Here is a 21,034-nt window from a genome sequence, read left to right on the forward strand (position 1 = left end):
CCGGGCGTCGAGTGTTAGGCTCTGGCCTGGTCTTTTTCAGCCCTCAAGGAGCCCCCTATGATCCGCTGTCTAGCGCTCTTGGCGCTGCTCGCCGCGCCGGTTGTCCAGGCGCAGGCGCCGCTGCACGACGACCTGCCTTTGCGTTACCTGGAGCAGGCCGATAACCCGGCGCCCCACCAGCCTTTGGTGATTTTCCTCCATGGTTATGGCAGCAACGAAGAAGACCTGTTCGGCCTTCGGGAAGGCTTGCCGAGCGGCTATAACTACCTGTCGGTGCGGGCGCCGCTGACCCTGGAAGAGGGCAGTTACCAGTGGTTCCGACGTAAAGGCGACGGGCCTTATGACGGCGTGACCGAGGACCTGGCCGACAGCACCCGGGTGCTGGGTAGCTTTGTCGAGAAAGCGGTCGCCAAGTACCACACCACGGCCGACAAGGTGTTCCTGGTGGGCTTCAGCCAGGGGGCGATGATGGCTTATCAATTGGCGCTGCGGCAGCCCCAGGCGGTACGCGGGATCGCCGCCTTGAGTGGCAAGGTGCTGCCGGTGCTGCGCGCGGAACTCAAGGCCCGGCCGGCGCTGACGCAACTGGCGATCTTTATCGGCCATGGCACCAACGACTCACTGGTGCCCTACAGCGATGGCGTCGAGGCCAACAGCCTACTGCGGGCGCTGGGGCTGCAACCCCAGTGGCAGGTGTACCCGGGCATGGGCCACGGTATCAACGCGGCCGAGGTCCAGGACCTGGGCCGTTGGCTGCAGGCCCTCAACCCCTAGGCGGGGTTATTGACCGAGGATCTGCTTCATCAGGGTTTCATGGCCGGCCTTGTCGCCGGCCCGGGAAATCACTTGGATCACCATCATTTTGTTGCCCGAACCGGCCAGCAGGGTGGAGTTCAGGGTCAGGCCGCCGCCCATGCTTGCGGTGCTGTCGATCTGCCGTACGCCCAGGCTTTTGACGCGCATGCTTTTTTCGCTCTGCTTGCTGAAGTCCGGCAGGGCGGCGGCCTGTTGCGAGAGAAAACCCGCCACCGCGCCATCGAGGAAGACGCTGTCGTTGTCTTCGACCTGCTGGCCGTTAGGCAGCGTGTTATGCGCAGCGATCACCACGGTCTTGGTCGTGGCGTTGGAGTACAGTGTGCCGCTGGCGCCGGCGGTGCCACTGGCCTCGTCGCCGGCCCCCAGCGTGGAAGCGGTGAAGCCCTTGGGCAGGGTGAAGCTGAACTTGCCATTGAGCATCGAGATGTTTTGCGCCGCAGGGGGCTTGCTGCTTTTCTTGTCCGCCGCCTGGGCGCTCATGGCGCCGAAACCGGCCAGTGCCGCGAGGATCAGGACTGCGGCGTGTTTGCCGAACAATGACATGGGGAAGGGCTCCAGGGTGGTCGCGAAAGGCGCGCATCATCCCATGGCCGTGATTGAGCGCTCCAGTGGGATTTGTGCCTTCGGATAAAAAGCCGCCCCATCTAAACCGCCTGTGCCCCAGGCCCGAGTGCTTAGGCGCGGCCTGCCAGCAAGCGCTTGCTGATGCCCAGCACCGCCATCGACACCAGCACTGCCACGACAAAGGCCACCAGCCCCAGGTGTGGCAACGCCAGGGCCAGCACCAGGCAAAACGCCGCGAACGAATACAGCCCGGTGGCCAGGGCCCGCAACAGCACGGTGGTAAAGGCTGGGCCATGGCGTTGATGGGAGAACACCGCAAGCACGCTGCCCAGCACCGGGAACACCGCCAGCAGGCCGCTCCACTGTTGGCCCACAGTGCTCGCCAGCCAGGTCACGGCCAGGGTCAGCAGGGCCCCGGCGAACATGCGGTATGGCAGTTTGTCGGAGCCCGGGCCAGGGCTGACGGCAAGCGTGCCCACGGCGGGAAACAGGCGCGGCGCGAGGATCAGCGCCGACAGGGCGCAGACGACGGAAAACCCCAGGGACGTCGGCACTTGGGCAATCGCTGTGGCCAACAACGCCCAGACCAGCATGGCGACCGCCAGGGCTCCCGGCCAGGCCAGGTGTTGTGCCGCCCGGGCGTAGGCGACGCTAAAGGCGACCATGGCAAACAGTGCCGACAAGGCCGCGACCGCCGCCTGGGCGGCGAAGTCCTGGCCTTGTTCCAGGGCCAGGAACAACAGGATCGGCCCCACCACCACAGGCAGTCCCGCGAGCCAGCCGGCGACACTCGGGCCCCAGCGCCGGTTGGCGAGGGAAATCAGCCAGAGAAACCCGGGAACCGTCAGCAGTTTTACAAGCAGCACGGGATCAGACCTGAAGGAGGAGGTTGGCAAAACTAGCATCCAATCGCGGTGTTGGCGCGTATGTCTTGCAAGACGCTCCCGGAGGACGGGCGGGTTTGGTTTTTTCTTGTACAGGAATTTTGTCGTTGGGCAGGTATTCAGTCGGATATGTACAGGTTTTTGCAATTTCAAGCGCTATATCGCTTAAAAAAATTGTACAGAATCTGTTTTTGCGTATAAGTTTTTACCCAGGGAACAGCGAGCTCGCCTTTACCGGGATCAACTCCCCGACCTGCGTTGTGCTGTTCCCCCGGTTTTGGACCTGAGGCCACGCCCGAGCACTGCCTGGGCACGGTCAGACGAGCAATCGACCGCCTCAGGTCCACTTTGCTACCCCCGTTGCAGCGCTCATCTGCCGAGCGCTGCAATCGCCTTTCGGATGACCCTGTAATGAGCGACCTGCTGCCAGAACACTATCGTGAGATCCTTTCCGGCGTTGGCGAAGACCCCGCTCGCGAGGGCCTGCGCGACACCCCGCAGCGCGCCGCCAAGGCCATGCGCTACCTGTGCAACGGCTACCACAAGAGCCTGGAAGAGGTGGTCAACGGCGCGCTGTTCAGCTCCACCAGCGACGAGATGGTGATCGTTCAGAACATCGAGCTGTACTCCTTGTGCGAGCATCACCTGCTGCCTTTTATCGGCCAGGCCCATGTGGCCTACCTGCCCACCGGCAAGGTGCTGGGGCTGTCAAAGGTGGCGCGCATCGTTGACATGTACGCCCGCCGCCTGCAGATCCAGGAAAACCTCACCCGGCAGGTCGCCGAGGCCATTCAGGAGGTCACCCGGGCCGCCGGTGTGGCCGTGGTGATCGAGGCGCGGCACATGTGCATGATGATGCGCGGCGTGGAGAAGCAGAATTCGCTGATGAACACCTCGGTGATGCTAGGCGCGTTCCGCGAATCGAGCAGCACCCGCCAGGAATTCCTGCAACTGATCAGAAGGCAGCCCTAAGTGCAGCGCCCACCGCTGACGGCCCTGCGCCGTGCGCTCTGGCTCCTGGTGCTGCTCAGCGCCACGGCATCGGCCGGCTGGCAGGCGACCTTGCCCAACGCACGGGTGGTGGGCAGCGGTGAATTCACCTGGTTCGGCTTCAAGGTTTACCAGGCGCGGCTGTGGAGCTCGGCGGCGCCCCTGGCGGCCGATACGCCGTTTGCCTTGGAACTGACCTACCAGCGCAAGATCAGCCGCGACGACTTGGTGCAAACCAGCCTGGACGAGATCCAGCGCCTGTCGGGCCCGGCGGTCAGCGCGGCCCAGCTCAGCGACTGGCGGGCGCAGATGCAGCGTTCGTTTGTCGACGTGGTGCCGGGGCGGATCATTACTGGGGTGTTTCTGCCCGGGCGTGGCGCGCAGTTCTTCGTCGACCAGACCTTGCAGCACGAAGTGAAGGACCCGGCGTTCGCCCAGGCGTTTTTCGCCATCTGGCTCGACCCGCGCACCCGCAACCCGGAATTACGCGCCCGGTTGCTCGGGCAATAACCGCCTTTATCGAGGAGTTTGCTGATGTTCAAGACATGGATCTTGCTGCTATGCGCCGCGTTGCTGTCCGGCTGTGGGGGCGTTGAGGTCAGCCAGTACCGTGAGCAGACCCCAGCACTTGAACTGCGTCAGTTCTTCACGGGGCGGGTCGAGGCCTGGGGCATGTTCCAGAAGCGTTCGGGGGAGGTGATCAAGCGGTTCCATGTGCAGATCAACAGCCGCAGCGAGGGCGACCGTTTCATCATGCATGAGGACTTCACCTACAGCGACGGCACCCGCCAGACCCGTGTCTGGACCTTGCACCCCGACGGTCCGGGGCGCTGGCGCGGCACTGCCGACGACGTGGTTGGCGAGGCCGAGGGCGAAGTGGCCGGCAATGCCTTGCGCTGGCGCTATGTGTTGAACCTGCCGGTGGACGGCAAGACCTACCAGGTGCACTTCGACGATTGGATGTTCCTGCTGGATGAAAACACCCTGGCCAATCGCTCCTACATGACCAAGTTCGGCTTCGAACTGGGCCAGGTCACCCTGTTCTTCCGCAAGCAGCCTTAAGCGGGCAGGGGCGCGCCCGGGCGGCGTGGCACGGTGAATTTTCCGGCTTGGGCGCGTGGGCTGAAACGTCTAAGCTTGGCCATCGTTTCAGCCGCCCGGATGCTTGTGTGAAATTCAGCCTGCCCAAAATCGGTACCGCCCCGTTCTGCCCGCCGGAAGTGGCGGGCTCTGTCAGCGTCGACCCCAACGCTTCGCTGTTCAAGCGCATCCTGCGTTTTGCCGGCCCCGGGCTGTTGATTTCCATTGGCTACATGGACCCAGGCAACTGGGCCACGGCCATTGAGGCCGGTTCCCGTTACGGCTACAACCTGTTGTTCGTGGTGTTGCTGGCCAGCCTGGCGGGCATGGCGGTGCAGTGCCTGTGCTCGCGGCTGGGCATCGCCACCGGGCGTGATTTGGCCCAACTCTGCCGTCAACGCTACAGCCGCCGTTCGGCGCGCACTCAGTGGCTGCTGGCGGAAGTCTCGATCATCGCCACCGACTTGGCGGAAGTGCTGGGCTGCGCCCTGGCGTTTCATTTGCTGCTGGGGGTGTCGCTGACCACCGGCATTGTCATCACCGCCTTCGACACCTTGCTCATTCTGGCCTTGCAGAACCGCGGTTTTCGGCGCCTGGAAGCAATCATGCTGGCGCTGGTGGCGACCATTGGCGTGTGCTTCTTCATTGAACTGCTGCTGATCAAACCTTACTGGCCCGACGTGGCCCGGGGCTTCACCCCGTCGCTGTCGGCCATCAGCGATGCCGCGCCGCTGTACCTGGCCATCGGCATTCTCGGGGCCACGGTCATGCCTCATAACCTCTATTTGCACACCTCCATCGTCCAGACCCGGTTGATCGGCAAGGACCTGGAGAGCCGCCGCGACGCGATCAAGCTGGCGCGCATCGACACCATTGGCTCCCTGGCCCTGGCGCTGTTGGTGAATGCCTCGATCCTGATCCTTGCGGCGGCGGCCTTCCACAGCACCGGGCACAGCGACGTGGTGGAAATCCAGGACGCCTACCATTTGCTCGACCCGCTGGTGGGCGGGGCGTTGGCCAGCGTGCTGTTCGGCGTGGCGTTGCTGGCCTCGGGGCAAAGCTCGACTTTCACCGGCACCATCGCCGGGCAAGTGATCATGGAGGGCTACCTCGACCTGCGCCTGCCGTGCTGGCAGCGCCGCCTGATCACTCGGGGCCTGGCCCTGGTGCCGGCGTTTGTCGGCGTGTGGCTGATGGGCGACGGCGCGGTGGGCAAGTTGCTGGTGTTGAGCCAGGTGGTGCTCAGCCTGCAGTTGCCCTTTGCCCTGTACCCGTTGATCCGCATGACCAACGATCCGCGCCTGATGGGCGAGTTCGTCAACCGCTGGCCAACCAGGGTCCTGGCCTGGAGCCTGTTCGCGGTGATCAGCGCAGCCAATGCCTGGCTGATTGCCCAACTGCTGTTTTGAACCGGCCCTGGCGGGTGCCGCGGCCTAGGCTAGCGGTCCCAATAGGGCGTTGGGCCGAACTTCTCGACAAAAAAATCAATCACTGTCCGGACTTTCACCGACAGGCGCCGGCTGCCGGGCCAAAGTGCGGCGATCTGTTGTGGCTCCAGGCTGATGGCCACTTGATAGTCGTCGAACAAGGCCACCAGGCGCCCCTGATGCAGGGCTTCGCCAATCAGCCAGGACGGAAACAGCACCAGCCCCAGGCCCTGTTCGGCCGCCTGGGTCAGGGTGTCGGCGTGGTTGCCGGTCAACGGCCCCTTGACGCTGTAAGGCACCCAATCCTCTTGGCCCTGGCGGTAGAACCAGCGCTGTTGCCCGGCCTCGCCCTTGTACGCCAGGCACTGATGTTCGTGCAGCTCCTGCGGGTGCCGAGGCGTGCCGTATCGGGCCAGGTAAGCCGGGCTTGCAGCGACGCAGTAGCGCTGGGGCGCCAGCACCCGGGCCTGCATCCCGGAGTCGTTCAGGCTGCCGATGCGAAACAGCAGGTCGGCGCCTTCCTGTAGCGGGTCGATGTAGCGGTCGGTCTGCTGCACATCCAGTTGCAGCTTGGGGTAGCGCCCGCACAGTTCCCCCAGCCACGGCGCCAGGTGCAACTGGCCGAACGCCATCGGTGCACTGATGCGCACCAGGCCGCTGGGTTCGCTGTCCTGTTCCTGCAGGGCCTGTTCCGCTTCCTGCCACTGGGCCAGTACCCGCCGTGCGTGGTGCCCCAGCAGACGCCCGGCTTCGGTGGGGCTGACGGCGCGGGTGTGGCGGTACAGCAACTGTTGGCTCAGGGCCTGTTCCATCAATTGCACCTGCCGCGAGATGGAAGACGGCGCCAGCCCTTCACGGCGGGCCACGGCGGAGAAGCTGCCCTGGTCGAGCACCGCCACGAACAGGCGCAGGGCCTTGAAGCTGAGATCGTTGAAGCCTTGCATGGGAATGTCCTGCTGTGCGTAATGCGCAAAGGTGTTGTCGGGATGGTCCCATTTATCGCAAAGCTTGGGCAATCGATAATGGCCGCCATTCTTTCCCGTTATTGCAGGTTGTTGCATGCCGTCTTCGTCGCTGGATGAGCGCGTGTCGCTCAGGGTTTCGCGCCCTTCGCTGAGCCGTTTACTGTTGTTGCCACTGGTGATTCTCGCCGGCATGGGCCTTTCCGTAGAGGCCGGTTTGCTCGGGCCGTTGGGGGCCCAGGTTGGCCATTTATGGGCCACCTTGAGCATCTTCGGGGTCGGTTCGGCGCTGTTGTTTCTGCTCTTGCTGTTCAGCGGTCCGCAGCCGGGGCCGGCCTTCAGCAGCCTGCCGCGCTGGCAATTGATCGGCGGCCTGCTCGGGCCGATCTACGTGGTGGTGCTGACCCTGGCCACGCCCCATATCGGTATTGCCATGACCATGATTGCGATCCTGTCCGGCCAGGTGGGCAAAAGCGTGCTGATCGACCACTTCGGCTGGTTCGGCGCGGCGCGCAAGCAGGTCAATGCCGAGCGCTGGCTGGCGCTGGTATTGATTGTCGCGGCCCTTGTCCTGATTGCCCGAGGTTGAATATGAGTGTGTTTCTGTTGTTGCTGTTGGTGGTGGCCGCCGGTGCGGTGTTGAGTGTGCAGGCGGCGATCAATGGCCGTCTGGGTGAGACGGTGGGGGTGTTGCGCAGCAGCCTGCTGACCTTTGTGGTGGGGGCTGTGGTCAGTGCCTTGCTGATCCTGTTTTTCCAGCCGCCCCAGGCCATGAACCTGCTCCAGGTGCCCAAGTGGCAATTGGTCGGAGCCTTGTTCGGCGTGGTCTACATGATGGTCATGGTGGGCGCCGTGCCCCGGCTGGGCGCGGCGGTGGCCACGGTGGCGGTGATTCTCGGGCAACTGGCCATGGGGCTGCTGATCGACAACTTCGGTTGGCTCGGCAACCCGGCCATCGAGCTGTCGTCCAACCGTTTGCTGGCCATGCTGTGCCTGGCGCTGGCCCTGGTGTTTATGTACCGCAGCAGTCGCCAGGCCTGAGGCGGCTCAGCCCAGGTATTGCTCAGCCCAGGCATTGAGCGCCGCAGCGGGCGATCTGTGCATCGTCCGCAGACTTGACCCCGGACACACCGATGGCGCCGATCACCTGGCCTTCATGCAGGATCGGCACCCCGCCTTCCAGGGGCGTGAGGGTCGGCGCGCCGAGAAAGGCGGTGCGCCCGCCGTTGACCATTTCTTCGTAGAACTTCGATTCGCGACGGCCCAGGGCCGAGGTGCGGGCCTTTTCCGTGGCGATGTAGGCGCTGATGGACGAGGCACCGTCCAGGCGTTCCAGGGCCAGGGGGTGGCCACCGTCGTCAACGATGGCGATACTCACGGCCCACTGGTTGCGCACCGCTTCGGCGCGGGCGGCCTGGAGAATCTGTTGCACTTCATGCTGGCTGAGTACGGCTTTGCTGTTCATCGAGGGGTTCCAGTGTGGGAAAGGGCGGTGTCCACCAGTTCGATCCAGTGCCGCACCGGGGTGCGTCCGGCGCCGCCGAGGTGGGTCTGGCAGCCGATATTGGCAGTCACGATGACGTCCGGTCGACCACTTTCCAAGGCACAGAGTTTGTTGTCCCGCAGTTGCCGGGCCAATTGTGGCTGGGTCAGTGAGTAGGTGCCCGCCGAGCCGCAGCATAGATGACTGTCCGGCACCTGGGTGAGGTTGAAGCCCAGGCGAACCAGCACCGCCTCCACCGCGCCGCCCAGTCGTTGCGCGTGTTGCAGGGTGCAAGGGCAATGCACCGCCAGGCGCTGGTCGCTGCACACCGCCAGGGGCTCCAGGGGTTCGTCACGCAGGATCTCCACCAGGTCCCTGGCCGATTCGCTGACCCGCATTGCCTTGGCCGCATAGGCCGGGTCGGCGGCCAGCAGGTAGCGGTACTCCTTTATAAAGGCGCCGCAGCCACTGGCGGTCTGGACGATGGCCTCGGCGCCGTTTTCCAGGTGCGGCCACCAGGCGTCGATGTTGTCCCGGGCCCGCTGCAGCCCGGTGGCCTGGGCGTCCAGGTGATAGTCCACGGCGCCGCAACAGCCGGCCTCGGGGACGCTGTCGACGCTGATGCCCAGGCGATCCAGGACCCGCGCCGTCGCCGCGTTGGTGTTGGGCGACAGCCCCGGTTGCACGCAGCCTTCCAGCAGCAGTACCCGCCGCCCATGACGTGCTGTGGGGCGTACGCCAGCCGGTTGGGCGCGTTGGGGCAGTTTGTCTTGCAGGGCCTGGGGCAGCAGCGGGCGCCAGTGGCTGGCGCCGTTGACCAGGGCCTTGAACCCCAGGGCATTGATTGTCAGTGCGCGCAGGCCTTGGCGCAGCAGGCGCTGGCCCAGGGGCCGGGGCACGGCGGCGTCGACCACGGCGCGGCCGATGTCCAGCAGGTGGTGGTAGTCGACCCCGGACGGGCAGGTGGTTTCACAGTTGCGGCACGACAGGCAGCGGTCCAGGTGCTGCTGGGTCAGGGCCGTGGCGGGGGCGCCTTCCAGCACCTGCTTGATCAGGTAGATGCGCCCCCGGGGCCCGTCCAGTTCATCGCCCAGCAGTTGGTAGGTGGGGCAGGTGGCGTTGCAGAAACCGCAGTGCACGCAACTGCGCAGGATGCGCTCGGCTTCTTCGGCCCTTGGCAGTTGCCGGGCCTGTTCGCTCAGGGTGGTCTGCATGGATCAAAGCTCCCGGTACAGGCGGCCGGGGTTGAAAATCCCCTGGGGGTCCAGCTGCGCCTTGAGTTGCCGGTGGTAGCGCAGCATCAGCGGCGCCAGGGGTTGGAACGGGCTGTCGATCAGACCGTGGCTGTAGCAGGTGGCATGGCCGCCAGCCGCGCTGACCACCGCGCGGATCTGTTCGGCGTCGGCCTCGGACTTGAGCCAGCGCTGGGCGCCGGCCCAGTCCAGCAGTTGCTCGCCGGGCAACGCCAGGGGCCCACAGTGGTTGGGCAGCGACAGGCGCCACAACGGCAGGCCAGCGTCGAAAAAGTCCAGGCGCTGCTCGTTCAGGTCGTCCCAATAGCGGTCCGCCAGGGGCTCGCCGCCGAGGCGCTCATGGGCCGCGGCCACCGAGCCCGCGCCGCCCTCCAGGCGCAGGTGCAGGCGCCCGTCATGCTGGCTGGCGGCGCTGATGGGCAGCGGCTGCTGGCCCCATTCGCTGAGCTTGGCCAGGGCTTCGGTGCTGTGCATTTTCAGCACCAGGCTCAGGCGTTGCCGGGGTTTGGGCAGGACCTTGAGGGACACTTCGGTGAGCACCCCTAGGCAGCCGTAACTGCCCACCAACAGGCGCGACAGGTCATAGCCGGCGACGTTTTTCATCACCTCGCCGCCAAAGCGCAAGTGCTGGCCCTGGCCGCTGATGACCCGGGTGCCGAGGACGAAATCCCGTACCGAGCCGGCCCAGGGCGCCGCGGACCTGACAGCCCGCTGGCGACCATGCCGCCCAGGGTTGCGCCCTCACCGAAGGCGGGCGGTTCGCAGGGCAGCATCTGCCCGGCCGCCTCCAGGGCCGCCTGCAGTTCGCGCAACGGGGTGCCGGCGCGGGCGGTGATCACCAGTTCCGTGGGGTCGTAGCTGACAATGCCGCGATGGGCCCGGGTGTCCAGCACCTCGCCGGCGCCGCTGCGGCCCAGGAACGCCTTGCTGTTGGCGCCCTGGATCAGCAGTGGCGTGCGGTTTTCCAAGGCCTGGCGCACTTGCTCCAGCAGCACGGCACTGGTGTCGTCGTCCGCAGTCTCCAGCATCAGAAACGCTCCAGTTCGGGGAAGGGCAGTTGCCCGGCGTGCACATGCATGGCGCCAAACTCGGCGCAGCGTTGCAGGGTCGGGATGTTCTTGCCGGGGTTGAGCAGGCCGCCGGGGTCGAAGGCGGCTTTCACCCCATGAAACACGTGCAGTTCGTGGGCGTTGAACTGGGCGCACATCTGGTTGATTTTTTCCCGGCCCACGCCATGTTCGCCGGTGATGCTGCCGCCGACCTTGACGCACAGTTCGAGGATTTTGCCGCCGAGGTTTTCCGCTCGTTCCAGTTCCCCGGGGTGGTTGGCGTCGAACAGGATCAGCGGGTGCATGTTGCCGTCGCCGGCGTGAAACACATTGGCCACTCGCAGGCCGTATGCCTGCCCCAGTTCCTCGATGCCCCGCAGGACCTGGGGCAGGGCGCGGCGGGGGATGGTGCCGTCCATGCAGTAGTAGTCCGGCGACAGCCGCCCGACGGCGGGAAAGGCATTTTTGCGCCCGGCCCAGAAACGCACGCGTTCGGCCTCGTCCCGGGCCTGGCGCACGTCCGTGGCGCCACAGCGCTGCAGCACGGCGTGGACCCGCTGGCAATCGTCATGGACATCGGCTTCCACACCGTCTAGCTCACAGAGCAGGATGGCCGCCGCGTCCACCGGGTAGCCGGCGTGGATAAAGTCCTCGGCGGCGCGGATCGCCAGGTTGTCCATCATTTCCAGGCCGCCGGGAATGATCCCATCAGCAATGATCTCGGCCACCGCGCGACCGGCGTTGTCCACCGTGTCGAAGGCCGCCAGCAAGACCTTGGCCACTTGAGGTTTGGGCAGCAACTTCACCGTGACCTCGGTGATGATGCCCAGCAGGCCTTCGGAGCCGGTGAACAGCGCCAGCAGGTCGAAGCCCGGCGCGTCCAGGGCGTCGCTGCCCAGCACCAGGCGCTCGCCCTCGATGCTCAGGACTTCCAGGCGCAGCAGGTTGTGCACGGTCAGGCCGTACTTCAGGCAGTGCACGCCGCCGGCGTTTTCCGCGACGTTGCCGCCGATGGAGCAGGCAATCTGTGACGAAGGGTCTGGCGCGTAGTACAGGCCGAAGGGCGCCGCCGCCTGGGAGATCGCCAGGTTGCGCACCCCGGGCTGGACCCGGGCGGTGCGCGCCTGCGGGTCGATTTCAAGCACCTGATTGAAACGCGCCATTACCAGCAGCACGCCGCTGGCCAGGGGCAGGGCGCCGCCGGACAGGCCAGTGCCGGCGCCCCGGGCCACCACTGGCACCTTCATCTGGTGGCAGATCTGCAGCAGGGTCTGCACCTGCTCCAGGTGCCGGGGCAACAGCACCAGCAGCGGCGTGGTTCGGTAGGCGCTGAGGCCGTCACATTCGTAGGGTTTGAGTTGCTCGGGCTGGTGGAGGATATCCAAGTCCGGCAATTGGCTGCGCAGAGCGTGGAGCAGGGCGGTTTTGTCGACCTTGGGCAAGGCGCCGTCGAGGGCTTCGTCGTAGAGGATGTTCATGGGCGGTCAGGACCCTTGTTGTTTTTATCGTGTTGTTTTTTTCGGCCGCGCCGCGTGTGTTGGCCAGCCGTGGCTGTGAGGGCGTTGCCGCTGAGCCTAGACGAGGGTCACGCAAAAAGGCCGATGATCTGGCCGTCCCCGGCTAAAGTCATGGATACAGGCGCGTGCTCTGACGCGCCTGGGGGCCTCAGCCGATGAGTGCCCTCTGCCATTGGAAGCGCTCAGCCAGTGGGCGCCTTCAGTCAATAGGAGTCCGCACCATGCCCGATTCGACTTGTGCCTGCCCGGCCTGTACCTGCAAGGTCGGCCCCAATGCCATCGTCCGTCACGGCAAGCAGTACTGCTGCATGGCCTGTGCCGATCATCATGCCGACGGTGCACCTTGTGTGTCCCACGACGGGTGTAAATGCGCGGAGGGCTCCGAAGGCGGATGACCTCGTCACCTGTAGCCGACCCCTCGGGTGCGATGCCCGAGGGGCCGGTGACGCTTCAGGCCGACGGTCGCCAGGTGACGTTTTCGATGCCGAATTTCTCTGCCATGGGTTTGCTGGTCTTTTTCACCTGTTCCCGGCCAAAGCGTCCGATGCGACCGACCCCTGCGTCGCAGCTTGCCCAGTGCCAGGCTTCGGCGTTGTCCATCTTGTCCAGGCGGATGATGAAAGACTTGGGGCTGCCGTGCAGGGTGTATTCGATGACGAAGAGTTTTGCGTTGTTCATAAAGCCGTTGATCCTCCCTGTGTTGGTTTAGTGATCCCTGTGGTGGCGAAAAATTCAGTCGGATTGTCCGACGCCGCTACCAACGGTCACGTGCCCCGAAAACGCTGGCGAACCACGGCATAGATCGATGCTGGCGACTGCCCGGGGCGCTGGTTAACATGGGCGCCCGCCCGTTCAGTGACGACGCCTTGCCATGGCCCTTGCCGCGCCCCCCGACCTCACCGACACCGATGTGCCGCTGCAACCCCTGGCCCGCACTTACCCGCGGGGGTTGTTTATCGAGCCCCACCAGCATGACTGGGGCCAGTTGCTGTACGCCATGAGCGGGGTGATGTGGGTCGAGACGCCCCACGAAGCCCTGGTGGTGCCGCCCCAGCGAGCGGTCTGGTTGCCGCCCGGGGTGGAACACGGGATCCGCGTGGTCAGCGACCTGCAGATGCGTAATATCTACTTGCGTCCGGCCCTGGCGGCCACCCTCGATGCTCAGGTTCAGGTGTTGCAGGTGGACAACCTGTTGCGCGAGCTGATCCTGCGGCTGGTGGAGCAGGGCGAGGGGGCGTCGGCGGACTATTACGAGGCCTTGGTGGGGCTGGCGCTGCTGGAGTTGCGACGGGCCCGCCGTTCGCAGCTCAAGATTGCCCTGCCGGACGCTGCCGACCGGCGCCTGATGAGCCTGTGCCAGGCGGTGATGGCGGCGCCGTCCCTGGCGGTTTCCTTTGAACAGCACGCGGCAGCAGCGGGGGCCAGCGTGCGCACCCTGGCGCGTTTGTTCAAAGAGGGGTTGGGCCTGGGCTTTGCCGAGTGGCGGCGCCAGGTGCAGTTGGCCACTGCGGCGGCGGAGTTGATCCAGGGCGTGCCGGTGAGCCGCATCGCCCGAGAACTGGGCTACTCCCCCAGCAGCTTCAGCGACATGTTCCGCCGGGAGCTGGGCCTGGCCCCCTCGCAATACGCCGCCGAAGGCGTGTCGGCCTGACACAGGGTTGAGTCTGAACCCGGACCTTTGGCCGAAATCCTGAAGCACTTGGCCGATGCCTGGCCGCGCCCCTCCCTAGACTCCGTGCATCGACTGTCCCTTGCCCGGAGCTGAGCATGAACTACCTGATATCCCTGGCCATCGGCCTCGCCGTGGGGCTGCTCTACGGCGCGCTGCAGGTGCGCTCGCCGGCGCCCCCGGCCATCGCCCTGGTGGGGCTGCTGGGCATGTTGAGCGGTGAGCAACTCTGGCCTTGGGGCCGGCAGTTGCTCAGCAGTTGGTTGTCTTGAAGCGGTTTCCCTGTGTTCGTTGAAGGAGTTTTTTATGCAAGCCCTGCAATTTTCCGCCACCGGTGACCTGGCCTCCCTGCAATGGGTGGACGTGCCGACCCCGGTGCCGAGCGCTGGCCAGGTCCTGGTGCAGATCAAGGCCGCCGGCCTGAACCCCAGCGACGTGAAAAACGTCCTTGGGCGTTTCCCCTACACCACGTTGCCGCGGATTCCGGGGCGCGATTTTGCCGGGGTGGTGGTGCAGGGGCCCGACGCGCTGCTGGGCCGTGAGGTCTGGGGCACGGGCAAGGAACTGGGGTTTTTCGCGGATGGCTCCCACGCCGAGTATCTGGTGGTGTCGGCCCAGGGCGTGAGCCCCAAGCCGAGTCACCTGAGCTTTGCCCAGGCCGCCAGCCTCGGCGTGCCTTACACCACCGCCTGGGATGCCCTGCAACGCAGCGGCGTCAATGCTGAAACCCGTTTTTTGGTGATCGGTGGCGGTGCCGTGGCCAGTGCCGCCCTGGCCCTGGCCAAGGTGCGCGGGGCGCAGGTGCTTGCTGCGGCGCGGCGCCCGGAGCAGGTCCAGGCCTTGCAGGCCCAGGGCTATGCCACGTTGCAGTTGCAGGGGCCGGAAGTTTTGCAGGAGCAGGTCAATGGGGTGTTTGCCGGCGGTGCCGATGTGATCTTCGACACCACCGGGTTCTGGTTGCCAGCGTCGGTTGCGGCCTTGGCCACCTTCGGCCGCATCGCCATCATTGCCGCGCCGGTGGACGGGCAGGTGCAACTGCCGGCCCTGGCCCTGTACCGCAAAGGCGGCTCGGTGGTGGGGATCAACTCATTGCTGTACGGCGTCGAAGCCTGCGCGGCGATGCTCGAAGAGTTTGGCCGTTTCTTTGACCAGGGCTTGCTGCCCCTGCCCGAAGGCTTACTCGAATCGCCCCTGGCCGAGGGCCTGGCGCGTTATGCCGAAGTGAATCAGGGCCGCGGCGAAAAAATCATCCTCATCCCCTGAGCCACGGGGCAGGCGTCACGCTTTTTATAGGCGCCGGCTTGCCAGCGATAGGGCCCGTGAGATCCCTATCGCCTCAGCTCGGGCAACTTTGTTCGCCGTTATCCAGCCCTTGCTTGTAGCTGCGGCTGTCGAGGCTGGCTTTGCCGTTGTGCCAGGTCAGGGTCAAGACGTAGAGCGAGTCATAGTCGTTGGAGGCCCAGTCGTCGGCGATGCTGCGTTTTTCGCCCACGGCTTCGCGGGCGACTTTGTTGATCAACTCCGGCAGGTAACCGTGGGACCAGGCGGTGTAGATAATCGAGTTGTGATAGCGGTCGTCCAGCAGTTCATCGGCCAGTTCGCTGGTGTCGTTGGCCGAGTACTCGATGTTCACCGGCAGGCCCAACTTGATGGCGCTGGGGCTGATGGTCATCAGCGGGCGGATGTAGCTGTAGGAGTTGTCGGCTTCGCCTTCCTCGACATTGCGCGTCGGGTTGGCGGCGAACACGTAGTCGGCCTTGCCGAATTTTTCCGGCAGCAGGGAGGCCAGGTCGATGGCGCGGTTCAAGCCCTGGCAGTTGAGCTGGCCAAGGCGCCGGCGGGTTTTTCGGCATGGCGCAGGAACACCAGGGTCTGGGTGCCGTCCGCCGGTTGTGCCCGGCTGTCGCTGGATTCCAGGGACAGGCACAAGGCGCCGCCCAGCAGCAGGGCCGGCAACAACAGCGGGCCGCGACGGGGCAGGCGGCGAATCAGCGTCAGCAATCGAGTCATGGGTTAGTCATTCTTCAGCGCAGCGGTTTAAGGCTGACAAACCTGTCCACGGTGGCCGTTGGCGTGCCGTGATGTCCCTGTCGTTGAACCTGTGCGTCAGCCCGAAGGCAGTTGTCTGAGTCCCTGGGCGCCGTTTGGTTCGATGCCGGTGCAGCCTAACGGTTGAATGTTGCCGATTTAAGAAGGCGCGGCGCCGTGCCTATAATCCCCCGCGCCTTAGCCGGCATGCGTCTTAGCCCCCTGATTGTCACCGGAAGCCTGTCATGACTGATCTCTCTGCATTCCCCATCACTGCAAAGTGGCCTGCTCAGTTCCCCGAATGGATTCAACTGTATTCCCTGCCCACGCCCAACGGGGTCAAGGTCTCGATCATGCTCGAAGAGATCGGCCTGCCCTATGAGCCGCACCGCGTGGCGTTCGACAGCAATGACCAGCTGTCCGCCGAGTTCCTGTCCCTGAACCCCAACAACAAAATCCCGGCGATTCTCGACCCCCACGGGCCGGGCGACCAGCCGCTGGCGGTGTTCGAGTCCGGGGCGATCCTGATCTACCTGGCAGACAAAAGCGGGCAGTTGCTGGCCCAGGAAGGCGCGGCGCGCTACGAGACCCTGCAATGGCTGATGTGGCAAATGGGCGGCATCGGCCCGATGTTCGGCCAGTTGGGCTTCTTCAATAAGTTCGCCGGCAAGGATTACGAGGACAAGCGTCCGCGGGACCGTTATGTGGCCGAATCCAAGCGCCTGCTGGGCGTGCTTGAAGGGCGCTTGCAGGGCCGTGACTGGATCATGGGCGAGCGCTACACCATCGCCGACATCGCAACCTTCCCCTGGGTGCGCAACCTGATCGGTTTCTATGAAGCCGGGGACCTGGTGGGCATCAACGATTTCCCCAATGTGCAGCGAGTGCTGGCGCGCTTCGTGGCGCGGCCGGCGGTGATTCGTGGCCTGGAAATACCCAAGGCGGTCTGACCGCGCACCTCGCCCGCATCGGATGCGGGCGCTTTGACTACAAGGACCGCTCATGGGCCCCTTGCCATTTAAACAAGTCGACGTGTTCAGTCATCAGCCGCTCAAAGGCAACCCGGTGGCGGTGGTGTTCGAGGCCGACGCGCTGGGTGACGAGCGCATGGCGGCGTTCGCCAATTGGACCAACCTCGCTGAAACCACCTTTATCCTCAAACCCCAGGACCCGCGCGCCGACTACCGCCTGCGGATCTTCACCACGGTCCAGGAGCTGCCGTTCGCCGGCCACCCGACCCTGGGCAGTTGCCATGCCTGGCTGGAATCCGGCGGCCAGCCCAAGGGCGAGGAGATCATTCAGGAATGCGGTGTGGGCCTGGTGCGAATCCGGCGCCAGGGTTCGGAGCTGGCGTTCCTGGCGCCACCGTTGCTGCGTTCCGGCCCAGTGGAACCCGAGTTGCTGGAGCAGGTGCGCATGGGTCTGCGCCTGGAACCGCAGGCGATCATTGCCGCCCAGTGGGTGGACAACGGCGCCGGCTGGCTGGCGGTGATGCTTGCCGAGCGCCAGCAGGTGCTGGACTTGCAGCCCGATTACACGCAACTGCTGGGCCTGGCCGTGGGGGTGATCGCCCGCTGTGACCCGGCGCGCGATGCCACGGATGCACAGTTCGAAGTGCGGGGTTTTATTGCCGGTGACGGCATGCCTGAAGACCCGGCCACTGGCAGCTTGAACGCCGGTATCGCCCAATGGCTGCTGGGTGCCGGCCTGGCGCCGAGCCGTTATGTGGTCAGCCAGGGAGTGAGCATGGGGCGCGCGGGGTGGATTCAGGTGGAGCAGGTGGGGGATGACGTGTGGATCGGCGGTGCGGCCGTGACCTGCCTGCAGGGCACGTTGTCGCTGTAAGTGCCGGCGATGGCGGCGGTCATCGCGCCATCGGCGGCAGGTCAGGGTTCAGCGGTTATTGGCTGCCAGCTTGATGCCGAAACCAATCAATGCCAGGCCCGCCACCCGAGTGGCAATGGCCCGTGCCAGGGGCAGCGCCTTGAGGCGGATGGCCGCGGCATTGCCCAGCAGCACCAGCACGACCTGGTACACCAGGCTGATCAGGGTGATGTGCAGCATCATCACCAGCAAGGTCAGGCTGGAGCCGTCCGGGCGGATAAACAGCGGAAAGAACGCGACAAAGAACAGGATCACTTTCGGGTTGGTCAGGGCCACCGCCAGGCCATTGCGAAAGTACACCCGGGCGGATTTCTTCGGCTCCACGGCGCTGCCGTTGCTGGCCGCCGGCGCCCGCAGCAGTTGCACGCCGAGCCAGCACAGGTAGGCCGCGCCAAACCATTGCAGGCCCTGGAACAGCAGCGGGTTGGCCTGCATCAGCGCCGCCAGCCCGGCGACCGCCGCCACCATGTAGATAATGTCGCCGAGCAGGGTCCCCAGCACTGCACCGAACCCCGCGGCCACGCCATTGCGCGCCGTGGCATTGAGGATCGCCAGGGTGCCGGCGCCGGGGATCATCTGGAAAATCACGATGGCAGCGATAAAGCTGCCGTAGTTCTGGATCTCGAACATCGCGGGTGCCTTCCTGTGCGGGTACGAATAGGGGGGTTAACACCTGCAAATACTAGGGGCAAAACCCATTGTTGCGAAAGTGGCAACGCACTCTTGGGCAACCGGGGTTTGTATCGCTCGGCGCTGGGGCATAAGCTTTGCGCCTTTTTTCGACTTTGGTCCGCTTCACACCCGGCCTGCCTTTAGGAAAAATCATGTCCAGCCAGTTCCCAGAAGCCCGTCCCCGTCGCCTGCGTCGCTCCGAACAACTGCGCAGCCTGTTCCAGGAAACCGAGTTCACCCTCAACGACCTGGTGTTGCCGATTTTCGTTGAAGAAGAGATCGACGATTTCGTGCCGATCAAGAGCATGCCGGGGGTGATGCGCATTCCGGAATCCCGGCTGGCCGGGGAGATCGAGCGCTACGCCCGGGCCGGGATCAAGTCGGTGATGACCTTTGGCGTTTCCCACCATTTGAACAGCGACGGCAGCGACACCTGGAACGAGAACGGTCTGGTGTCGCGCATGTCGCGCATCGCCAAGGACGCCGTGCCGGAGATGATCGTGATGTCCGACACCTGCTTCTGCGAATACACCGACCACGGCCATTGCGGCGTGATGCACGGTCATGAAGTGGACAACGACCAGACCCTGCTCAACCTCGGCAAGCAAGCCGTGGCAGCCGCTCGCGCCGGGGCCGATGTGATTGCCCCGTCGGCCGCCATGGACGGCCAGGTCCAGGCCATTCGCCGGGCCCTGGACGCGGCCGGGTTCACCCAGACGCCGATCATGGCCTATTCCACCAAGTTCGCCTCGGCGCTCTATGGCCCCTTCCGCGAAGCCGGCGGCAGCGCCCTGAAGGGCGACCGCAAGAGCTACCAGATGAACCCGATGAACCGCCGCGAAGCGGTGCGCGAATCGCTGCTGGATGAGCAGGAAGGCGCCGACTCGCTGATGGTCAAGCCGGCCGGGGCTTACCTGGACATCATCCGTGACATCCGCGAGGCCTCGCGGCTGCCGGTGGCGGCATACCAGGTCAGCGGCGAGTACGCGATGATCAAGTTCGGCGCCCAGGCCGGCGCCATCGACGAAGCCCGCGTGGTGCGTGAAAGCCTCGGCTCGATCAAGCGCGCCGGTGCCGACCTGATCTTCACCTACTTCGCCATGGACCTGGCCCTGAGCGGCATCTGATGCGCTCTTGAGCCCCGACAAAGCCGCGCCGCCGATTCCCGGTGGCGTGGCTATTGCCAAGCCTTTGCTGTCTGCATGACAATGCGATTCATTATCAAATGTGAACTTTTATTGTCATGCCCGCCGACGATCTGTCCCTGCGCTGCGCCGTCAACGACCTCTATTGCGACCACCATGGCTGGCTCCACGGCTGGCTGCGCCAGCGCCTGGGCAACGCCTGCGATGCCTCGGACCTGGTGCAGGACACCTTCGTGCGCATCATCAAGGCGCGCAACGCCCTGGACATCCGCGAGCCGCGGCCCTATCTGTCGCGGGTCGCCCAAGGCCTGATGATCGATCTGTTTCGCCGCCGCTCCCTGGAACAGGCCTACCTTGAAGCCCTGGCCTGGATGCCCGAAGGCGAGCATCCGTCGCCGGAAGAGCAGGCCATCCTGCTTCAGGCCCTGCTGGAGATCGACCGCTTGCTCGACGGCCTGGGCACCAAGGTCAAGCAGGCGTTCCTGCTGTCCCAGTGCGACGGCCTGACCTACGAGCACATCGCCGAGCGCCTGCAGATTTCGGTGCGCAGCGTGAACAACTACATGGCCAAGGCCATGGAGCACTGCTGCCTGATGCAGATCCGGATGCAGTATTCATGAGTTTTTCCAGCCCCCAGCTCAGTGACAGCGAACTCCAGGCCATCAGCGCCGCAGCCCGCTGGTACGCGCGGCTGCGTTCCGGCAGCGCCAGCCAGCAGGAGCAACAGGAGTGGCAGCACTGGCTGGCGGCGGACCTGCTGCATCGCCAGGCCTGGGAGCGCATGCAAATGGTCGGCGAACAAATGGCCGGGGTGCCGGGACGCTTGGCCGGCCCAGCGCTGCGCCGTGCCGGGCAATCGCGGCGCCAGGTGTTGCGCGGGGTCCTGCTGCTGACCTCGGCCAGCGCCTTGGGTTGGCTGGGCTGGCGCAGCGACACGGCGCAGAACCTGATGGCCGACTACCGCACCCGTGTGGGCGAGCGTCGCGAAGTGCGCCTGGCGGACGGCAGTTCGCTGCTGCTCAATACCGACACCTCGGTGAACCTGCGGTTTGACGGCCAGCAGCGGGTGCTGGAGTTGCTTTGGGGCGAAGTCCTGGTCGGCGCGGCGCCGGACTCGCTGCAGCGGCCGTTGCGCATCGACACCCGTCACGGCCGGGTGCAGACCTTGGCCGGACGCTTCCTGGTGCGTTCCGAGGCCCTTCGGGGCCAGGTGGCGGTGCTGGAGCAGGCGGTGCAGTTGAGCCTGTCGGACGGATCGCCACCCCGGCGCCTGGAGGCCGGCCAGGGCCTGGACTTCGACGCTCGCAGTGTGGGCGCGGTGCGGCGCAACGATGCTTCGGTAGGGGCGTGGCGCCAGGGCAGCATCATTGCCATCGACCGGCCGCTGGGCGAGTTGCTGGCCGACTTGTCGCGTTATCGGCCGGGGCTCCTGCACTGCGACCCGCAGATCGCCGGCCTGAAAGTCTCCGGGGCCTTTCCCATCGACAACACCGACCGCGCCCTGGCGGCGCTGGAAAGCGGTTTTGGCCTCAAAGTCAGCCGCTATACGCCTTATTGGGTGCGGGTTCGCGCCTAGCCCGTGGCTGCCGGAAAATATTTTTCTCAAGCGTT

General features: G+C 65.2%; 24 protein-coding genes, 1 tRNA gene and 2 pseudogenes. 16 read left to right on the plus strand and 11 right to left on the minus strand.

The genetic code is table 11. From position 1 onward, the window contains the following. Window positions 1-57: 57 nt before the first annotated feature. Window positions 58-774 carry an alpha/beta hydrolase gene (locus M1B35_RS31020; RefSeq protein WP_268263971.1) on the plus strand — a complete coding sequence of 239 codons (717 nt, stop codon included), beginning with the start codon at window positions 58-60 and terminating at the stop codon, window positions 772-774. 6 nt (window positions 775-780) lie between these two features. On the opposite strand, the gene M1B35_RS31025 is transcribed toward M1B35_RS31020, so the two are convergent. After that, window positions 781-1,359 (minus strand): DcrB/PsbP domain-containing protein, encoded by a 579-nt coding sequence (locus tag M1B35_RS31025; RefSeq protein ID WP_268263972.1) that lies wholly within the window; start codon window positions 1,357-1,359, stop codon window positions 781-783. A 131-nt stretch (window positions 1,360-1,490) separates the two neighbouring features. Further along, window positions 1,491-2,246 carry a hypothetical protein gene (locus M1B35_RS31030; RefSeq protein ID WP_268263973.1) on the minus strand — a complete coding sequence of 252 codons (756 nt, stop codon included), beginning with the start codon at window positions 2,244-2,246 and terminating at the stop codon, window positions 1,491-1,493. 429 nt (window positions 2,247-2,675) lie between these two features. Here M1B35_RS31030 and folE point away from each other — a divergent pair, with 429 nt between their 5' ends. From folE to M1B35_RS31050, 4 genes are all read left to right on the plus strand, one after another. Beyond that, a complete protein-coding gene (folE, locus tag M1B35_RS31035; protein ID WP_123331340.1) occupies window positions 2,676-3,236 on the plus strand; it encodes a GTP cyclohydrolase I FolE in 561 nt (186 codons plus the stop codon). Then, window positions 3,237-3,764 (plus strand): chalcone isomerase family protein, encoded by a 528-nt coding sequence (locus tag M1B35_RS31040; protein ID WP_259740367.1) that lies wholly within the window; start codon window positions 3,237-3,239, stop codon window positions 3,762-3,764. It begins immediately after the preceding gene. Window positions 3,765-3,788: 24 nt separating this feature from the next. After that, window positions 3,789-4,316, plus strand: a complete 528-nt coding sequence (locus tag M1B35_RS31045; protein ID WP_268263974.1) for a DUF3833 domain-containing protein — start codon at window positions 3,789-3,791, stop codon at window positions 4,314-4,316. Between the two features lie 107 nt (window positions 4,317-4,423). After that, window positions 4,424-5,743 (plus strand): Nramp family divalent metal transporter, encoded by a 1,320-nt coding sequence (locus M1B35_RS31050; protein WP_123331345.1) that lies wholly within the window; start codon window positions 4,424-4,426, stop codon window positions 5,741-5,743. A gap of 29 nt (window positions 5,744-5,772) precedes the next feature. On the opposite strand, the gene M1B35_RS31055 is transcribed toward M1B35_RS31050, so the two are convergent. Further along, on the minus strand, window positions 5,773-6,705 hold the full coding sequence (locus M1B35_RS31055; protein WP_268263975.1) for a LysR family transcriptional regulator: 933 nt from the start codon (window positions 6,703-6,705) through the stop codon (window positions 5,773-5,775). 115 nt (window positions 6,706-6,820) lie between these two features. On the opposite strand from M1B35_RS31055, the gene M1B35_RS31060 reads away from it, so the two are divergent. Continuing rightward, on the plus strand, window positions 6,821-7,312 hold the full coding sequence (locus M1B35_RS31060) for a DMT family transporter (protein ID WP_268263976.1): 492 nt from the start codon (window positions 6,821-6,823) through the stop codon (window positions 7,310-7,312). 2 nt (window positions 7,313-7,314) lie between these two features. Further along, window positions 7,315-7,764 carry a DMT family transporter gene (locus tag M1B35_RS31065; RefSeq protein ID WP_123331351.1) on the plus strand — a complete coding sequence of 150 codons (450 nt, stop codon included), beginning with the start codon at window positions 7,315-7,317 and terminating at the stop codon, window positions 7,762-7,764. Window positions 7,765-7,786: 22 nt separating this feature from the next. Here the strand turns inward: M1B35_RS31065 and M1B35_RS31070 are convergent, their stop codons facing one another. The 4 genes and pseudogenes from M1B35_RS31070 to glcD form a co-directional block, all read right to left on the minus strand. Beyond that, the gene (locus tag M1B35_RS31070; RefSeq protein ID WP_123331353.1) at window positions 7,787-8,188 is read right to left on the minus strand and encodes a GlcG/HbpS family heme-binding protein; all 402 of its coding nucleotides are present in this window, start codon (window positions 8,186-8,188) and stop codon (window positions 7,787-7,789) included. Further along, the gene (gene glcF / locus M1B35_RS31075; protein WP_268263977.1) at window positions 8,185-9,420 is read right to left on the minus strand and encodes a glycolate oxidase subunit GlcF; all 1,236 of its coding nucleotides are present in this window, start codon (window positions 9,418-9,420) and stop codon (window positions 8,185-8,187) included. The genes M1B35_RS31070 and glcF overlap by 4 nt, the downstream gene beginning before the upstream one ends. Window positions 9,421-9,423: 3 nt before the next feature. Beyond that, a pseudogene (gene glcE, locus M1B35_RS31080) lies at window positions 9,424-10,487 on the minus strand (glycolate oxidase subunit GlcE). Continuing rightward, a complete protein-coding gene (glcD, locus tag M1B35_RS31085) occupies window positions 10,487-11,986 on the minus strand; it encodes a glycolate oxidase subunit GlcD (protein WP_268263978.1) in 1,500 nt (499 codons plus the stop codon). The pseudogene glcE and the gene glcD overlap by 1 nt, the downstream one beginning before the upstream one ends. 260 nt (window positions 11,987-12,246) lie before the next feature. Here glcD and M1B35_RS31090 point away from each other — a divergent pair, with 260 nt between their 5' ends. Next, entirely contained in the window at window positions 12,247-12,420 is a 174-nt protein-coding gene (locus tag M1B35_RS31090) for a metallothionein (RefSeq protein WP_123331361.1), read from the plus strand. A gap of 55 nt (window positions 12,421-12,475) precedes the next feature. On the opposite strand, the gene M1B35_RS31095 is transcribed toward M1B35_RS31090, so the two are convergent. Beyond that, a complete protein-coding gene (locus M1B35_RS31095; protein WP_123331363.1) occupies window positions 12,476-12,703 on the minus strand; it encodes a DUF6555 family protein in 228 nt (75 codons plus the stop codon). Between the two features lie 193 nt (window positions 12,704-12,896). Here M1B35_RS31095 and M1B35_RS31100 point away from each other — a divergent pair, with 193 nt between their 5' ends. The 3 genes from M1B35_RS31100 to M1B35_RS31110 all read left to right on the plus strand — a co-directional run bounded on the left by M1B35_RS31100 (window position 12,897) and on the right by M1B35_RS31110 (window position 14,957). Continuing rightward, window positions 12,897-13,676, plus strand: a complete 780-nt coding sequence (locus M1B35_RS31100) for an AraC family transcriptional regulator (RefSeq protein WP_268263979.1) — start codon at window positions 12,897-12,899, stop codon at window positions 13,674-13,676. A 116-nt stretch (window positions 13,677-13,792) separates the two neighbouring features. Continuing rightward, a complete protein-coding gene (locus M1B35_RS31105; protein ID WP_123331367.1) occupies window positions 13,793-13,966 on the plus strand; it encodes a DUF1427 family protein in 174 nt (57 codons plus the stop codon). Window positions 13,967-14,000: 34 nt separating this feature from the next. Continuing rightward, window positions 14,001-14,957, plus strand: a complete 957-nt coding sequence (locus M1B35_RS31110) for a quinone oxidoreductase family protein (protein WP_268263980.1) — start codon at window positions 14,001-14,003, stop codon at window positions 14,955-14,957. Window positions 14,958-15,030: 73 nt separating this feature from the next. Here M1B35_RS31110 and M1B35_RS31115 read toward each other — a convergent pair. After that, a pseudogene (locus M1B35_RS31115) lies at window positions 15,031-15,704 on the minus strand (histidine phosphatase family protein). 263 nt (window positions 15,705-15,967) lie between these two features. Here M1B35_RS31115 and M1B35_RS31120 point away from each other — a divergent pair. Further along, window positions 15,968-16,672, plus strand: a complete 705-nt coding sequence (locus tag M1B35_RS31120) for a glutathione binding-like protein (RefSeq protein WP_123331373.1) — start codon at window positions 15,968-15,970, stop codon at window positions 16,670-16,672. Here M1B35_RS31120 and M1B35_RS31125 read toward each other — a convergent pair. Next, window positions 16,623-16,773, minus strand: a tRNA-Arg gene (locus M1B35_RS31125). The two genes, M1B35_RS31120 and M1B35_RS31125, sit on opposite strands and share 50 nt — an antisense overlap. Here M1B35_RS31125 and M1B35_RS31130 point away from each other — a divergent pair. Next, a complete protein-coding gene (locus tag M1B35_RS31130) occupies window positions 16,725-17,567 on the plus strand; it encodes a PhzF family phenazine biosynthesis protein (RefSeq protein ID WP_268263981.1) in 843 nt (280 codons plus the stop codon). The two genes, M1B35_RS31125 and M1B35_RS31130, sit on opposite strands and share 49 nt — an antisense overlap. 48 nt (window positions 17,568-17,615) lie before the next feature. Here M1B35_RS31130 and M1B35_RS31135 read toward each other — a convergent pair whose 3' ends face one another. Next, entirely contained in the window at window positions 17,616-18,236 is a 621-nt protein-coding gene (locus M1B35_RS31135) for a LysE family translocator (protein ID WP_123331377.1), read from the minus strand. 194 nt (window positions 18,237-18,430) lie between these two features. On the opposite strand from M1B35_RS31135, the gene hemB reads away from it, so the two are divergent. From hemB to M1B35_RS31150, 3 genes are all read left to right on the plus strand, one after another. Further along, window positions 18,431-19,405: a porphobilinogen synthase gene (gene hemB, locus M1B35_RS31140; RefSeq protein ID WP_123331379.1), complete on the plus strand. Its 975-nt coding sequence runs from the start codon at window positions 18,431-18,433 to the stop codon at window positions 19,403-19,405. Between the two features lie 116 nt (window positions 19,406-19,521). Continuing rightward, window positions 19,522-20,043: a sigma-70 family RNA polymerase sigma factor gene (locus M1B35_RS31145; RefSeq protein WP_123331381.1), complete on the plus strand. Its 522-nt coding sequence runs from the start codon at window positions 19,522-19,524 to the stop codon at window positions 20,041-20,043. After that, window positions 20,040-20,999, plus strand: coding sequence for a FecR domain-containing protein (locus M1B35_RS31150; protein ID WP_268263982.1), 960 nt, complete (start codon window positions 20,040-20,042; stop codon window positions 20,997-20,999). The genes M1B35_RS31145 and M1B35_RS31150 overlap by 4 nt, the downstream gene beginning before the upstream one ends. Window positions 21,000-21,034 lie beyond the last annotated feature (35 nt).

Origin of the sequence: Pseudomonas morbosilactucae (genome assembly GCF_023241665.1) — a bacterium.
Classification (GTDB): Bacteria; Pseudomonadota; Gammaproteobacteria; order Pseudomonadales; family Pseudomonadaceae; genus Aquipseudomonas; species Aquipseudomonas morbosilactucae.